General features: G+C 33.0%; 12 protein-coding genes. 11 read left to right on the top strand and 1 reads right to left on the bottom strand.

From position 1 onward, the window contains the following. Nucleotides 1-115: 115 nt before the first annotated feature. The 11 genes from ASU02_RS09180 to ASU02_RS09130 all read left to right on the top strand — a co-directional run bounded on the left by ASU02_RS09180 (nucleotide 116) and on the right by ASU02_RS09130 (nucleotide 14208). A complete protein-coding gene (locus ASU02_RS09180) occupies nucleotides 116-745 on the top strand; it encodes a DUF1349 domain-containing protein (RefSeq protein WP_057763123.1) in 630 nt (209 codons plus the stop codon). An 81-nt stretch (nucleotides 746-826) separates the two neighbouring features. Continuing rightward, entirely contained in the window at nucleotides 827-1225 is a 399-nt protein-coding gene (locus ASU02_RS09175; protein ID WP_057763122.1) for a cytidine deaminase family protein, read from the top strand. A 1038-nt stretch (nucleotides 1226-2263) separates the two neighbouring features. After that, complete coding sequence (locus ASU02_RS27375) at nucleotides 2264-2401, top strand: hypothetical protein (protein ID WP_408607263.1); 138 nt, start codon at nucleotides 2264-2266, stop codon at nucleotides 2399-2401. A 397-nt stretch (nucleotides 2402-2798) separates the two neighbouring features. Beyond that, the gene (locus tag ASU02_RS09165; RefSeq protein ID WP_057763121.1) at nucleotides 2799-3740 is read left to right on the top strand and encodes a DMT family transporter; all 942 of its coding nucleotides are present in this window, start codon (nucleotides 2799-2801) and stop codon (nucleotides 3738-3740) included. Nucleotides 3741-4862: 1122 nt separating this feature from the next. Further along, a complete protein-coding gene (locus ASU02_RS09160) occupies nucleotides 4863-5663 on the top strand; it encodes a MerR family transcriptional regulator (RefSeq protein WP_057763120.1) in 801 nt (266 codons plus the stop codon). A 500-nt stretch (nucleotides 5664-6163) separates the two neighbouring features. After that, nucleotides 6164-7855, top strand: a complete 1692-nt coding sequence (locus ASU02_RS09155) for a methyl-accepting chemotaxis protein (RefSeq protein WP_057763119.1) — start codon at nucleotides 6164-6166, stop codon at nucleotides 7853-7855. Nucleotides 7856-7956: 101 nt separating this feature from the next. Then, entirely contained in the window at nucleotides 7957-9618 is a 1662-nt protein-coding gene (locus tag ASU02_RS09150; protein WP_057763118.1) for a M28 family peptidase, read from the top strand. 14 nt (nucleotides 9619-9632) lie between these two features. Next, the gene (locus ASU02_RS09145) at nucleotides 9633-11018 is read left to right on the top strand and encodes an alpha/beta hydrolase family protein (protein WP_057763117.1); all 1386 of its coding nucleotides are present in this window, start codon (nucleotides 9633-9635) and stop codon (nucleotides 11016-11018) included. Between the two features lie 279 nt (nucleotides 11019-11297). Then, a complete protein-coding gene (locus ASU02_RS09140) occupies nucleotides 11298-12059 on the top strand; it encodes an ANT(4')-I family aminoglycoside nucleotidyltransferase (protein ID WP_057763116.1) in 762 nt (253 codons plus the stop codon). Nucleotides 12060-12868: 809 nt separating this feature from the next. After that, on the top strand, nucleotides 12869-13597 hold the full coding sequence (locus tag ASU02_RS09135) for a GNAT family N-acetyltransferase (protein WP_057763115.1): 729 nt from the start codon (nucleotides 12869-12871) through the stop codon (nucleotides 13595-13597). Between the two features lie 164 nt (nucleotides 13598-13761). Then, nucleotides 13762-14208 (top strand): GNAT family N-acetyltransferase, encoded by a 447-nt coding sequence (locus tag ASU02_RS09130; protein WP_057763114.1) that lies wholly within the window; start codon nucleotides 13762-13764, stop codon nucleotides 14206-14208. 394 nt (nucleotides 14209-14602) lie between these two features. Here ASU02_RS09130 and ASU02_RS09125 read toward each other — a convergent pair whose 3' ends face one another. After that, a complete protein-coding gene (locus ASU02_RS09125) occupies nucleotides 14603-15841 on the bottom strand; it encodes an IS110 family RNA-guided transposase (RefSeq protein WP_057763113.1) in 1239 nt (412 codons plus the stop codon). Nucleotides 15842-16240 lie beyond the last annotated feature (399 nt).

Below are 16240 nucleotides of genomic sequence, written 5' to 3'. Positions count from 1 at the left end.
ATTCAATTATTGTTACTCTATATGATGAAGAACAATTAGTAACTAACAGGCATTTCTAGGAGTCCAAAAGATATCAAAAATTTATATCAAGATATCACCAATGGAGGATAGTAATATGACCAGTAACAACATACTGTTAGAAGAATTCAAAAATGCTGAATTAGAAAAAAATTTAAAGTGGTTCTCTCCTCCTGAAAAATGGGGGGTAAATGGCGAGAAATCGAAATTAATAATAAAAACTGATAAATTTACAGATTTCTGGCAAAAAACACATTATGAATTTCAAACTGATAATGGGCATTTTTTATATTATGAAGTGTATGGTGACTTTAGATTAATTACTAAAGTAAAATCTAAACCAAAGAATAGATATGACCAAGCTGGTTTAATGGTCCGCTTTTCAAAAGATACTTGGTTAAAAACATCAGTTGAATATATACCTGATGGTAACAGTAAATTAGGAGTTGTTGTAACAAATTACGGTTATTCAGATTGGTCTAGCCAGGATTATTTAGAAGATTTGAATTCGCTTTACTATCGAATTACAAGAAGAGCAAATAATTACTATGTTGAATATTCATGTGACGCTATTTCATGGAAACAAATAAGAATCGCCCACCTCTTTGAAGAGAAGGAATGTATTAAAGTTGGTATCTATGCTTGCAGTCCACAAGGAGAGGACTACGAAGCTGAGTTTGACTTTTTAAAAATTGAAAAAATAGATAACAATACAAAAGTTTATTAAAAACTCAATAAATTTTTTCTTATAGGACGTGGAGAATTCGTAACTTGTCATTGAATATACCAGAAATGGGGGTAGATACTTATGAATCATAAAGAGTTAAAAAAGATTGCAGCTGCAGTTACTTCACCTAAAGTATTAAATGATTTTGTTGAGTACGGAGGTGTTGGTGCAGCCATTGAAACTTTAGATGGTAATATCTATACAGGGATTAGCATAGATACTGCTTGTTCCTTGGGTTTTTGTGCAGAGCATGCAGCAGTTGCAGAAATGCTAAAACATGGCGAAAATCGAATAAAAGCTTTTGTAGCAGTTGACTCGGAAGGAAATGCTGTTCCACCATGTGGACGATGCCGTGAGTTGATCAGTCAATTATCAAAAGAAAATTTAGAAGCTATTGTAGAGGTTGAAAATAACACGTTAGTTTTATTGAAAGAGATTTTGCCGTATGACTGGAAATCTAATCGAGGCAGAAAGTGGTAATAGGTCACTAATTAATAATAAATTTAACAATCTTGAATAAAATTGGGTATTAATTAGGAGCATTCTTGTTAGGGTTTAGTCCCGAAAAGAGTTGAACTAATAATGAATTGAATACCATTGAACAGTTCTTTACGATGTGACAGTATATGGGAAAAGGCGTAGGTGAAATTGCTTCAAAAATAATTATGCAGCGCAAGCCTTTTGGAGAAAAGTAATTTCAGAGTATACAAACGATATTTTTATGAAAATATGATATTGAGGACGATAGATGTTCAGTCCTTTGAATCTCAAAAAAATTAATGAAATATGAATTAAAAAAGGGTAACTGTTCAGGAATCTTATTGAACTATCCGGTAAGAATGTTCAACAAAGATACTTAAAATAATCAATCTTATTAAAAAAATTACATCTATCTAAAACTTTAGAGTCTATTTTGATCTATCTTTTTCAAAATGGATTCTTTTTATTTGCTATTAAATAAAATTTTTCAAAGTCTTTTTTTATCAAACTTTATTCCATGGGTACAGCAGTATAATGCAAGGGTGTCTGTGTTGACGCAGAATCTGAAGGAAGCGATCAGTACACCTCTGGTCTAAAGGAACATGAACTTCATAGAAGGCCAGGTATCATTGGATGAGTTTGCAAGTCAAAACAAATTCCTTTCTGCCGAAGTTGATACAGAGTAAATGAAGCAGATAGATGATAGGAAAGAATGTAATCTTATCTCGGGAGGTCTGACTAATATGCCAACCCCTTACCGTTGTGTGAGAAGTCGGGGGTCAATCAACCCCTCTCCTACTCAATTTTAGAGGGAAACCCAAAAATATTAAGGTTATCCACCTAAAACCTAATTTTTAATTGGCACGCACTATTCAACTTCAGGCTTCGTTTGATTTCCATTTAAAAGAACTTCAAGAATTTCTTTTCCGATATATTTTGAAGCATTGTCTACATTTATAATTGACAAAATGATACGATTAAATCTATTATGGTTATTGTAGATATATTAAGTCCTTTATAGGGGGTGATTTAAACATCATGAAATTTCCTAAAGCTACAAATTATTCTCTTCACACAATGCTTTTTCTTACAATGTACACATCAAACAAGCTTGTTGGTGTACAGGAGTTGGCAGAAGAACAAAAGTTTCTCCGAAATACCCGTCCAAGAGATTGACTAAGTTGGCTAAGGAAGAAATGATTATTTCTTTTCAGGTATTAACGGAGGTTATTTGCTTGGTTGAAATTTTGGAGATAGTTCTTTTTAGACATCATACATGCTATTGAAGGTAAGTAATCTTTACTTGATTGCTGTTTGGAGTCTCCTACAGAATGTGTTTTAAAAAAATAATGCTTTCGGCTGAAAAATATTGAAGGAGGAAGGTTAAAGAATCAGAAAATACCAGACCTTGTTAAAAAAATCTGTGGAATTGTAATCCACTTTTATTTTTTAATGAATAGTAGATATAAGGAATCTTTAAAATCCTCAATTATCATTTCAAATTAGTATAGAAAAATATCAAATTTAATTGGGCTAAATATTTTATATCAATATTAAAAAAAAGGGGAATTCTATGCAAATCGTACTTTTTTTAATTATGGGGACAATTATGGGAATGCTTTTCCCTATTCAGGCATCTATAAGTGCTCGTTTAAGCTCTTATTCAAAAACACCTTTAACAGCTTCGTTCATCGCATTTTCTTTTGGATCGGTGATACTACTCATTATTAATTTAATAGTAAATCCTAGAGGCATTAGTGTTGGGATTGATTTTTCATATCCATTGTATGTTTTTATTGGTGGAGCAATAGCTGGTATCGGCTTTCATGTGGCTAATATCATTCTTTTTTCAAAACTAGGAGCTTCAGTTACAACAATAATAACTGTAACTGGGCAAATGATAGTAGGAATATTAATCGATCACTTTGAGTGGTTTGGTGTACCAGCTAATCCTATTACTACTAATAGAATAATTGGGACTATCATTATGATATTAGCTATTTCATTGGTTCAATCCAAAAAGCAAAGAGATTTAACTGTGTCGTCAGAAGAGAAAAAGGATAGTAAAATCATTTGGATAATTTTGGGTGTTTTAGCTGGATTTTTACCACCATTGCAAACCGCTATTAATGGAGAACTTCGCGTTGCAACTAGCTCTATTTTAGGAGCTACTTTTATTTCTTTTTTTGTTGGTGCGATTATCTTGCTAATTTTGATTTTGATTACTAAACGCCGCTTAGAGATTCCTTTGTATGACACTCAAAAAAAACGTATTCCCGTTTGGGTATATATGGCAGGTATATTTGGCATATTTATTGTAACGGGTAACATTATTTTATTACCTGAGCTTGGATCGGTTCTAACTACTATGATTTTTCTATTGGGACAAATGATTATGGCTGTAATAATCGATCAGTTTGGGATATTTAATTTACAAAAAAGGAAAATTGATAATAGAAGAATTGCCGCTCTAGTATTTACTTTTATTGGAATAATTTTTGTTAAGTTCTTGTAATTTATTAGTGTAACTAGTCGCATACAGCGAAAGTGAGTTGGAACGTCTTAGAGGAACTTGGGAATCCTGTCGAAACTTTGCACGTAATTCGTATTAAGTCTAGTTTCTCTCAATTGCAATAAGCAATAAAAGATGAAAGTCACGTCCGTGATTACAGTTTGCCGGTTCTTATTCTGCTAAGGGGGATTAGCTGAGTTAGAAAGCCCAGATGGGCAAGTGCTAATGAGTCTAAATATAAAATATGGTAACGAAATTTCCGTAGTTAGAAATTCTTAGTGTATATAACGATGTAAGCTGTTTACACGCTTTCAACCATCATGAAAATCAGTATAGCTAAGACCTTTTCTGACAAATATGGGTTAACAACATCCAAGTCTGTAAGAAATACAACAAGAATGGAAAATTTACTATTCAGTTTAAAACATGAAATGGAATAAAAGAAAGAGATTACTAAGATAAGGGATTCAGAAAAAGTACTGAAATAAATAGTGGAAGCCCTTTGGATATTGTGGACGCATATCCTAATTGGCACCGATGCATGAGGTATAGTGGAACAAGATGGTTATACCCTTGATTTTGTGTAGAAAAGCTCAGCGGTTAATTTTCGGATCAACAGCCGTTTCTCGGATTAACTGAGCAAAGTGGTAAACTCGGAGATTACTGAGAAACCAGCTGTCTACCGTGATAGAGGAACAAAATAAGGATTTTATATGGAGTACTTTATTACTCGCTTACGTCGTTATTTTAATTTTTCATTGATCTTACAATTTGTCTTTTAATTGGCCCCTATTGGATAACTGATTTTTCAATTTCAAGAATGACAGGAATTTTCTTTTTTCCTGCTTCTCTTTAATAGCATTTTTCTTAATTAAAGGAAAAGTAAATAGATTATCATAAACGAGATATCCTTTTTTCAATAAAAGGGGATTATATCTATAGAATGTATACGACCATTGATAATATCAGAAGAGTCGTATGATTGAAGATTTACTGGAGAAATTTGTTCTGGAAGTTGCTTTATATTTTGAAATTAATCATATGGACGTACTAACCTATGGTTTTCAAACGCAACAAGTTACTTCAAGCTGTCGCTCGATAATTTTTAAATAGGGGGTGTTACTGTTGTATAAAATCGGGGAATTTTCGAAGATCGTTAAAATATCTCAAAGAATGCTAAGGTATTACGATGAGAAGGCTCTATTAAAACCAAGAAAAGATGAAATGAACGGTTATCGATATTATTCTAACGATGATATTGCAATTATTAATAGAATAAAAACATTGCGCAAATACCATTTTTCAATTGATGAAATAAAGAGTGTAATAGAAATGGATTCGACAAAGATCAAAATCATATATCAACAAAAGATAGCCGAATTGTATGAAAAAACAATTGAATATAATGATGTAATCGAGGAAATAAAAGCCCATATTGAACCAAAGAATACCACAAATAAGGTGAACACATATGACGTATTTTGGGGAATAAGGAAACCATTCCATGCTTTTTGCATAAGGAAAGTTGTCGATGAAAATGGCTTAGAATTGTTAATAGATCAACTTCTTATATATGTAAATCAGTTGAATCCAATTTTGAACGGCAAGCATTTTGCGATTTTTCATTCAGCTAAAAAGGGAGATTTTTCTCAATATGATGTAGAAGTATGCCAACCAATATTTTTAGAAAAGGAAGTAAAAGATACTAGAATTAAATTTTTTGAAGAAAAGAATTATATCTATACAATACATTTAGGTAAATATGACAGTATTAGTTATGCATATAGTGCCTTATATAATTGGGCTCATACGAATGGATATCGTATAGAAGGGCCCTTTATAGAAAAGTATTATACAGATGAGTTTATTACAGTAGACAAAGATGAATATGTCACTGAAATTAGTATTGCGATAAAAACTGGCTAAAGTTTTTTGTTTTGCAGGAGTAGCCTTTACATAGGTGTAGAAGTGATGAAGAAGCTTCTTAGAAAAACATCACGACCGTCTTGTAGGGGTTGCTCTTTTTTTACGTACCAAATGGAGAACAGTCTCCTAATTCAATAGATTATTTGAAAAAATTTAAGTAAGATAGGGCTCCACTAAGTACTCATAAGTTCAACAACCCATCAATGAGGGATTAAGGAAAAACCCCTCTGATGATTTGTTGAACTTATTTTTTTGTATTGAAAATACAAAAGACTTGAGGTTCACACTGTGTAAAAGTTTATAATGTGGTGGCTAGAATTCTTCAAGAGTGTCATTTAGATTGAAAGTCCAGAATGGGTACTGGCCGAGGATCCAGAAGAAGCGGGCAAATACACGATGTCAGCAAAAAAGTGAAATGAATGAGACAAATTATATTGATAAATATCATCGAACAAATGAAGGGAAATTAACATAAATCAGAAAAGGACGGTTTCAGAGGAATGAAGATTAGTACAATATTGAGAACGATTGCTGCTATAATTTTTATTTTAATTATTGTGAGCGGCTTCAGCATTTTCTCTTTAACAAAAAATATAGAAGATCAGGCAAATGCTTTTAACACAGAGATGGAATTAGCTGTTTTAGGTTCCCAATTACTTGCAACATCTGACTATTTAACGAATCAAGTAAGGGCATATACACAATTTGGTGAAAAAGAATACTACGAAAACTATTGGAAAGAAGTAAATGAAACAAAAACTACAGAAAAAATTATCGCCAAGTTTCAAGAACTAAATGTTCCTGCTGAATTACTACATATTGTTGAACTTGCAACTAAAGAAACAAATTCTTTAGAAACGTTTGAAGAAGAAGCAATAAAAGCAGTCGAGAATGGTCAGCTCGAACAAGCACGATCCTTTGTATTCGGCCACGAATATAAAGCTGGAAGGGAAAGCATAGAACTATATTTAGATGACTTCTATTTAAAGCTTTCTTCATGGACAAACTCTAAAGTAACTGATGCCAATATCAATGTAAAAAATAATCAAATGATTATGATTACATCTGCATTGCTCGTAGTACTCTCGTTACTTATTACGTTTATTCTTTTATTTATAAAAATTCAGCCACTAACTAAACTGTCGCAAATAGCTCAAAAAATAGCAAATGGAGATTTAAGAATTGAAAAACTAGTAATTAAGTCTAAAGATGAAGTTGCCATCTTAGCATTATCATTTAATCAAATGACAGATAATTTAAAAGGTATCATTTCAACAGTCAACAAAGCTAGTGAAAATTTATCTTCTTCGTCTAAGCAATTATCGGCAAGTACGGTAGAAACAAGCAATGCAACTCAACTAGTGAGTACGTCTGTCGAAGAAGTTGCCTACGGAACAAGTATTCAGCACCAGCAAATGTCAGAAATATTAACGGAGATAAATAATGTTTCACAAGGTATTAAACAAATAGCATCTTCTTCTTCCAATGTATCTCATACTTCTAAAGAAGCTATGCTCAAATCGCAACTGGGAGAAAAAAGTATTAATCAAGCTATTGCACAAATGAAAACAATAAATAACAAGGTAGAAGAAACAGCACAGATAATTCAATTATTAAATGAACGCTCGAAAGATATCGAAAAAATTATCGTTGCCATCACAGATATATCTAATCAAACAAATCTATTAGCTTTAAACGCTTCTATTGAAGCAGCAAGAGCTAATGAACATGGGAAAGGCTTTGTCGTTGTAGCGGATGAAGTAAAAAAACTAGCAAAGGAATCGAACAATTCCGCCCGGCAAATAACCGAAATTATTCAAGCAATTCAATCAGGCACTGTACAAACCGTAGAACAAATGAATTCATTAATGGAAAATGTCTCATATGGTGTTAGCATCATCGAAAATACTGGAAGATCTTTTAAAGAAATATTAATATCGTCTCAAGCTGTTTCAACTCAAATTCAAGAGGTAACTACTATTTCCGCACAAATTGCTTCAAGCGCTGAACAAGTTTCAGCTTCGTACGAAATAGTAAATGCGATCACAGATAACGCAACTGCAAAAACACAGAACGTTGCAAGCCTTGCTGAAGAACAATATGCATCGATGGAAGAAATCGCTGCTTCTACAGAAGAATTGAGTAAACTAGCTTTCACTTTAAACACAGAGGTAAGCAAGTTCAAACTATAATCCTAACTTCTCATAACAGATGGTAGTTTAATTTACCAATAACTAGTATAAACCTGACCAATAGGTTAGTTATAAAGGAATGAACATTATATGCTTAAACAATGGAAAATAATATTTTTTTAAGTATTTTGATGTTAATAACAATAGCTGTAAGTTTTACTCAATTTTCAAACCCAACTGTAAGTAGCCAAATTTACGGCGAAAAGTTTTCGGTAGAACGTGCAATGCAACATTTAAAAGTTATTGCTAAAGAACCACATCCGGTGGGTTCAGAAGCTAATAAAAAGGTAAAAAACTATATTGTGAAATATTTTGAGTCATTAAATCTACCTGTGGAAGTACAAATGAAGGCTATAGAAGATATTCGTAAAGATATGGAGGAGCTTACCACAGATGCTGAGTATCTAGAAAATATTATTGTAAAGATTGAAGGAACATCTCGAGATAATAACGCGGTATTATTCCTTGCCCATTATGATTCCACAACTGAAACACCAGGTGCAGGTGACGATGGGTACGGAGTTGTAACATTAATGGAAACTGCTCGTATTATGAGTCAGCTACCACCACCTAGAAATACATTGTATTTTGTTTTCACTGATGGTGAAGAAGAAGGTGTTCTAGGGGCAACAGCATTACAAGATCGCAAAGATATTTTTGATAACACACACATTATGATTAATTTTGAGGCGCGTGGTAATACAGAAGTGCCGATTTTATTTGAAACTACAAATCATGATGCACAATTGGTAAAAGAATTTAGTCATACGGTATCTCATCCAGTAGCTTATTCATTTGCTTCCGAAATGTATAAAAAGATGCCGAACTACACAGATTTTACAGAATTAAAGGACATACCAAAGCTAGGCTATAATATCGCTAATATTGGTGGTGTTGAAACATATCACGCCAAGATAGATACATTTGAAAACAGTGATCGAAATACGATTCGTCACTTTGGTGCTTATGCCGTACCATTAGCTGAAAAATATACCATGCTAACAGCAGCAGAGTTTGAAGAGCTAGAGAAAAATCAAAAAAATGCCATTTACTTCCCATTAATGAAAAATGTCTTAGTCGTATATTCTGACGAAGTAGTTTTACCATTAATAACATTGCTAATTAGTTTAACAGCGATTGCAACAATCATACTAATTCGAAAAAAAGTAATTAAAATTAAAACATTCGCTCTAGCATTTGGTAGTATGCTGGCAGGCTTTATTGTAGTTGCTGCCGTACTATATGGTTTAGTAAAAATACTTGCTATAGTATTTGATGGTGTCATTGATGATGAAGGCTTAATCGTTTTAGGTGACTATGATTATATAGCCTTTAAAGTGCTTATGCTTATCACGTTAGTTTTAAGTGCCTTTATTAGTCGTTGGATTTGTAAACACAATAGTGCTTTGCATTTTATTATTAGTACACAAGTAATTTGGATATTACTATCAATTATTACCAACCTAACTTTTAAAGGGATTAGTTATTTATTTGTAATTCCAGCTTTATTAGCCGTTTTTTTATTGAATTTAGCACTATTAAAACCACAAGTTATGCTTTCTAATTATCGCTATATCGTAATAGCTAGCTGGACTATTGTAACAACTATTTTATTGGCACCTGTTATCTATATGATTTATATTGCTCAAACATTAAAGTTTGCACCTATTATAGGCATCTTTGTCGCATTACTAATTATGCCTATAATTGCTGCAATCCAATATAGATCTGCAAATGTGCTGTCAATCTTTAATAAAAGTTAGCAGGAGGTGGCGTGATGAACTTTTTGGATATTGCTTTAATCATTATTAACTTTTGTATATTAACTTGGAGTATGTTGTTTAATAAAAATAGGACAAGATGGATGATAGCTTCACTCATTATATCTATCCTTACTGTTTTTACACATATGGGTATAGAAGCTTATCGTTGGCAAATGATTCCTGCTTATTTATCACCTATTGTTTTAGTTGTTTACTATTGTTTGACTCGTCGAAAAAAACAAGAAGGAGAACGGGTAAATATAGCTACTAAAAGTTTTTTTATAGCAATTTATTTATGTATTGCTATTACATTACCCTTGCTTATGCCGATGATTCAGTTCGAAAAACCAACAGGTCCTTATGCAGTTGGCACAACAGTATATCATTGGATAGATTCTAATCGAGAGGAATGGTATACAAAAAACCCTAAAGATAAACGAGAGTTAATGGTTCAATTTTGGTATCCTGCAAAAGATGAAGGAAGCAAACCATTAGCATCTTATATTAGTCATGTTGATGAAATTGCAGAAGGTTTAGAGAAAGCTTTTTCTATCCCAGCTTTTACCTTTAAACATTTAGGCTTAGTCAAAACACATGCTATAGCAGATGCTACTTTATCTGATGCAGAAAATACTTATCCAGTATTACTGTTCTCGCATGGTTTAACAGGCTTTAGAAACCAAAACACTTTTGAAGTTGAAGAGTTAGCAAGTCACGGCTATATTGTGGTAGGTATTGACCATGCTTATGATGCAGCTGCTACAGTGTATCCAGATGGGCGGACTGCTTATTTAAAGTCTCCTAACTTAACCGAATCTGAGTGGGATGATCATATTCAGCTTTGGATGGATGATGTTGACTTTGTACTCAATCAAATAGAAAAATTAAATCAAGAAGATGAAAAAGAGTTTTTCACAAAACATTTGAATACTTCTCGTATAGGAATGTTTGGGCATTCATATGGGGGAGCTACTGCTACTCAAATGTTAGCTAAAAATACTCGTATTAAAGCAGCGATTAATATGGATGGAACATTATATGGGGATTTATTACCAGAGTCAGGAATAGGGAAACCTTTTTTATTAATGAGTACTCCTGTATTAGAAGATGAAGAAGAGATGAATAATTATGCTTTACGAGATAAACATGCCTTAGCTAACGGAGGTATGTCATTAACAATACCGCATACAGACCATATGAGTTTTACCGATTTCCCACTATTCTCTCCTTTATTACGTGAAGGAGATAGCAACCCTGAAGAAACACACCAAATCATTAATGAATTTAGCTTGGCATTTTTCAATCGTTATATAAAGGAATTTGATGACAGTCAAGCATTAGAAAAACTTGCAAAGAAATATTCAAAAGTGAACTTCACTATACCTGCTCCAATTAAATAAGTAGATTCTTAGGATTAAACCCAACGATCTGCTTAAATCTATACTTCATTAATTTATTGGTGTGATCTGAATGTTGAAATTACAAATTGGAAAGTTAGTTGTCTTTAAGATAAAATTATCTAAAAAAGGATTAGTTTATAACCAATTAATTGTTTTTAATATTATAGAGGAGTGTTATTAATGATAGCAGATAAAATTCCCCGTTAAGTCCGTGGTCCCCCCTTGGGTCAAATAATATATTATCTCATTCGATATTTTTATTAAAAAGGAGAAACGTATATGATTGGTCCAAGAGCAGTTACACGAGAAGAAAGAATGAAAATCGCCTATATAATAGCAAATCAATTGTTGGTAAAATACGGTACAGATGTTGAAGCTATTGGTATCTATGGTTCTTTAGCTCGAAAAACAGATGGTCCATTTTCAGATATTGAAATTAAATGTATTTTAAAATCTTTAGAAGATGGATTTAGCTATGAATGGACATCAGGTGATTGGAAAGCAGAAGTAAACCTTGATAATAAAGAAAATATTGTAGAAGAGGCAACGACAGTTGAAGAAGATTGGCCACTAACTAATGGACAATTCACCACTATACTTCCAATTTATAATCCCAAGGGATTTTTTCAAGAGCTAAAACATAAAGCAAGTTCAGTGGATAATATAGTTTTTAAAGAAGCGATTTGTAAAACATTAGTTGAGGAAATGTACGAATACATCGGTAAATTGAGAAATATAACAATTCAAGGACCTGAAACATTTTTACCTACTTTGGCTATAAAAATAGCAACTTCGGGTGCGATGATTTTAGGATTACACCATAAACAACATTTTACAACAGCAGCTCAAGTATTGCCAGAAGCATTAGTATTATCAAATAGGCCGCCTGGGTTTGATAAACTTTGTCGGCTAGTGATGTCTGGTCACCTTTATGACTCTAAGAGCATACTTGACACATGTGAAAACTTTTGGAGTGGTTTATTGGACTGGTCGAAGGAGAATGGTTATATTATAAATTATTCTAGGTGTGTACCTTTTTGATTCGTCTTGGACATGTAATGCTACCAGTAATTCATTATAGTTTTCCTAATGAATTATTTAATAGTTAGCCAAAAATTACAATATTTAAAACCCAATTTCAATTTAATTATGAGAAATTGGGTTTTTCGTTACCTTAGAAAATGGTAGCCAATGGAATAACATGACTGATGTATTTATACACGCTTTTATAGTAAATTGAACAAACTTTATTGTGTGAAGGTCAATAATTTTCTATATAATTTTGTCATGGCTGTCATTTTAGATTACGAGATGATCAAAACTCAATACCTATATGAAGAAAAAAACAAAAAAATTGCAGAATATTTTAAATGATTATAAAGTAATTTTTCTCCTTCATCTACTCATACCCTTGAAATACCAAATGAATGTGCAAAAGAATTTATTAGTGAGATAGATGAAACAGGATTTATTTTAACTATCGTAGATAAAAATAGTGATTTTACTACTATTAAAATAACAAAAACAGAGGCTTTAGCAATTGTTGATTATCAAAGTGAAGTCATGTTTTTGTATTCAAAAAAATATAAAGGTGTGTATAAAGGATGGTCAGTGATAAAGGCTTTTTATTAAGAAGAATTATAGCTGCTACTATTCTAACTAAAAGAATTAAGGAAGGGCTGCTCGCTTTATATAATAAAAAACTTGAGTTTCACATTGTGTGAAGGTTTATAATCTTCTATACAGTTATGACAGATGAAGATTATCATCATCAGGATGAATCATAACGAACTAGAAAATTCGCAATTATAATTCTGTTTTTTGAATTTGAAAATTTGGAGGTAAGAGGTATGTCTTTATTTTCACAAACGATAACTGACTTTTGGCGCGGACAATTCTTTAACGGACACGTTCTCTATAGCGATAAAGTTTTTACTGTTGCCATCAATCCCGATCTAAGCGAAGACAGTCGAGTCATGATACTAGAAACTTCAGACGGTCGGGTTATGGCGGCCCTGACTCCTGCTATGGCAGATAAATTAGGACTTTATCAACGTAAAGTTCTGTCTGAGCAGACCTTTCACCAGATATTGAATGAAGCGGGAGTCACTATGCATGGGGCAGATTATCTTTTTTATTTTTCAGAAGCCAATAAGAATGTATTGCTTCAAGAGAACCTGGGGAGTGACTTGCGCCAGTTAACAGAGCAAGATAATATTGTTTTCTCCGAGCTCCAGTCTTCTGCCTCTGAACAAGACTTGGATGATGCTTATGTGGAATTGGATCACTGGGCGGTGTTCGGCTCTTTTGAGCAAAATCTCCTAGTAAGCGCCGCCAGTATGTATCCCTGGCAAAATGCACAAATTGCGGATCTCGGTGTACTGACTCTGGTCCCTTTTAGAGGAAAAGGACACGCACGCAAAGTGGTACGATCAATCTGCAAGTATGCATGTAAACAGGGGTACGAACCCCAGTACAGATGTCAACTTGATAACTATGCATCTGTGTCCTTGGCTAAAGCTGCGGGTTTGACGTTGTTTGGAAAGTGGGATGTGATTTCTCCCGACTCCACTGACTGAGAGTTTTTATTTAGGGGAAAAAATTTTCTATGTAGATAAACATTTGATTTAAAATAATGCCTACTATGTTCACTTGTTCATTAAAAAATAGATTGATTCTTTCTTAGCATAGAAAAAAAATAGTTTTACGAAAGAAACTTTAATATTTGTGGAGGTAGATATATATGGAATTAGAGGTGGAGTTAAATTCGTTAAAAAGCGACATGCTTCATGAATGTGTTGATTTATTCATTGACACTTTCTCAAATGAACCTTGGAATGATGTCTATGAGTCAAAAAACCAAGTTGTAGATTTTTTTGAGAATTACATGAAAAACAATTATTTTATTGGTTACGTTCTAAAAACAGGTGATGAACTTGTAGGATTGAGCCTAGGAGCAAAAAAGCCATGTCTAAAAGGAATGGAATATTACATTGATCAATTTTGTGTAAGTGAAAAATTCCAAGGACAAGGAGTAGGTAGCATATTTCTAGAGCTTATCGAAACTGATATTAAAAATCAGGACATAAACACTATCGTGTTAACAACTTCCAAGGGATTTCCATCAGAAAAATTTTATATTAAAAATGGATTCAAAGTATCTGATAATGCAATTCTTCTTGCAAAGTGACTAAATCATCTAAATTCCAATGAATTTAATAGGAGGGCTATTATATATTAAATAATTGTAATTTGTTATGCCCTTTTGTGATTACTAATAGAAGTGATAGAATGTCTAATCAATAAAGCAGATAAATAAATTTATGTATGGTTTTAGAATAAAGTTCGATAATTTATAAAAAAGTCTGATCATTTATAATAAAGATTGATAATTTGTAAAAAAGTTTTATAAAAAAATCTAAGAGCACTCCATTTCTTACTTGTGCAACAAAACCAGCTAATAGTTTGTCAAGATTTTTCAATAAAAAATATAAAACGGACATGATATACTAAAAAAGGGTACACCAAATAAGCCTTCCTTTATATAATTGGAAGGTTTTGTTTTATATACTTAGATTTGATTTTTAAGCCGTATTTTGGAAGGTCACTTTCCTTTTTAATAGTGCATAAATCCAATGTAAAAGCTTATTTGCACAGGCAATTATGGCTACTCTAAAAGGTTTTCCTTCTTCTCGTTTTTTATCGTAGAATTTTCTTAATCGCTTATTTCTAGGGATAATCTCATCACTTGTTTTTTGCTTACGTGCATATCTTATACCGCATTGTACAGCCATAAACAACGCTTGCCTTAGTCTGCTAGAACCTCTTTTGTTTATGCGATTTATGGAAGCAGTAAACCTACCAGAAGAGTAGACACTAGGATCTATCCCGGCGAAAGCCACTAGCTTTTTAGGGTGGTTAAACCGATCTATCTCTCCAATTTCAGAGATGATTGTTGCCGCAATCTTTTCTCCTATACCAGGGATAGACTGGATAATCTCATATTCTTCAATTTCTTTAGCGAGGGCATCTATTTCTTTTGCTAACATTGATAGATGCTCTTGATATTGAAGAACAATGTTGATAAACATTTTTAGGTTAAAGATATGGCTCTGGTACAAGTTGTTTTGAAACGGATTACGTAATGCGGCTTCTCTCAACTTATGAGCTTTTTCCTTTGCCCATTTTTCTGAACGAGTTGTACATAATTCTGCGATTTTATCAGTAAGATCACATTCACCGACACTTAGAACATCTTCTGAAGTCGGAAAGAGTGATAGAATCTGTAACGAGATTTTTGAATATAGATTCCCAAAGACACCTCTATATTCAGGAAATATCTGATCTAAAATCGATTGTAGCTGTAATTTCGTTTGTGCAGCTGTGCTTGATATCGTCTCTTGTTGTCTCGTGAGATTACGAAGATTTAAGAGTTGAATTCCTCTCTTTTTGTATGGTTCTAACTCTTCCTTATAATACAATTCACATAGATGATAGGCATCGATGGCATCTGTCTTTACCTTTCGTAAATTTGTACTTCTGGCTCGATGAGAGACAAGTGGGTTAACAATAATATAGACATACTGTTGTTCCTCCAAAAATTGAATGACAGGGATATGGTACTGGCCTGTAGATTCTAAAATAACCGAAGGTTGCTTTCCATCAGCCAGTCTCTCAATCTCTTTTAGAAATTCTAATAAACCTCCTAAACCATCTAGAGTATGTTTAATACTAAAGCTCTTACGATAGGGCTGACTTTTATCCAAAAAGGCTTGAACCTGACTTTCACCTTTAGAAATATCCAGACCAACGACTGGATTCATATTGAAATCTCCTCCTCTAAGAAAATACTAAATTAGTCGGTAACCCCTAAAGCTGCTTGTAATATCATAGGTTCGCTTGTTAAACGGGATCCTTGTCCCAACCAGCTTGAAACATGTTTATACAAGTAGGGGGTGAACAGTTTTGCGGACGGGATCAAGTCCCACGGGCCAGACGTTCTACCCCGACTACCGTTATAATAAGACCTAGAAGAAAAAGGTCAACCAGAAAAATCTGGCTAACCTTATATTACGAACGGGCCAGATTATCGAGAAAAGAAAATGAAACGCTCTAATGTTTTCTGAAAATTCTGTTAGGACATAAATACTGTGGACACAGTTTTTTTAGTGTTTAATTGATCTTATAATAAAAAGAGCGCGCTAAATTAAATTGAAAGGTGC

It is taken from the genome of Cytobacillus praedii, from assembly GCF_001439605.1.
GTDB classification, from domain to species: Bacteria; Bacillota; Bacilli; order Bacillales; family Cytobacillaceae; genus Cytobacillus; species Cytobacillus praedii.
This window is presented reverse-complemented; position numbering and strand designations above follow the sequence as displayed.

What these genes read in the sequence shown, in the direction of transcription:
- ASU02_RS27375 (WP_408607263.1), top strand. Translation starts at nt 2,264, where the DNA reads ATGAAATTTCCTAAAGCTACAAATTATTCTCTTCACACAATGCTTTTT.
- ASU02_RS09140 (WP_057763116.1), top strand. Translation starts at nt 11,298, where the DNA reads ATGATTGGTCCAAGAGCAGTTACACGAGAAGAAAGAATGAAAATCGCC.
- ASU02_RS09165 (WP_057763121.1), top strand. Translation starts at nt 2,799, where the DNA reads ATGCAAATCGTACTTTTTTTAATTATGGGGACAATTATGGGAATGCTT.
- ASU02_RS09145 (WP_057763117.1), top strand. Translation starts at nt 9,633, where the DNA reads ATGAACTTTTTGGATATTGCTTTAATCATTATTAACTTTTGTATATTA.
- ASU02_RS09135 (WP_057763115.1), top strand. Translation starts at nt 12,869, where the DNA reads ATGTCTTTATTTTCACAAACGATAACTGACTTTTGGCGCGGACAATTC.
- ASU02_RS09130 (WP_057763114.1), top strand. Translation starts at nt 13,762, where the DNA reads ATGGAATTAGAGGTGGAGTTAAATTCGTTAAAAAGCGACATGCTTCAT.
- ASU02_RS09150 (WP_057763118.1), top strand. Translation starts at nt 7,957, where the DNA reads ATGGAAAATAATATTTTTTTAAGTATTTTGATGTTAATAACAATAGCT.
- ASU02_RS09125 (WP_057763113.1), bottom strand. Translation starts at nt 15,841, where the DNA reads ATGAATCCAGTCGTTGGTCTGGATATTTCTAAAGGTGAAAGTCAGGTT.
- ASU02_RS09155 (WP_057763119.1), top strand. Translation starts at nt 6,164, where the DNA reads ATGAAGATTAGTACAATATTGAGAACGATTGCTGCTATAATTTTTATT.
- ASU02_RS09175 (WP_057763122.1), top strand. Translation starts at nt 827, where the DNA reads ATGAATCATAAAGAGTTAAAAAAGATTGCAGCTGCAGTTACTTCACCT.
- ASU02_RS09180 (WP_057763123.1), top strand. Translation starts at nt 116, where the DNA reads ATGACCAGTAACAACATACTGTTAGAAGAATTCAAAAATGCTGAATTA.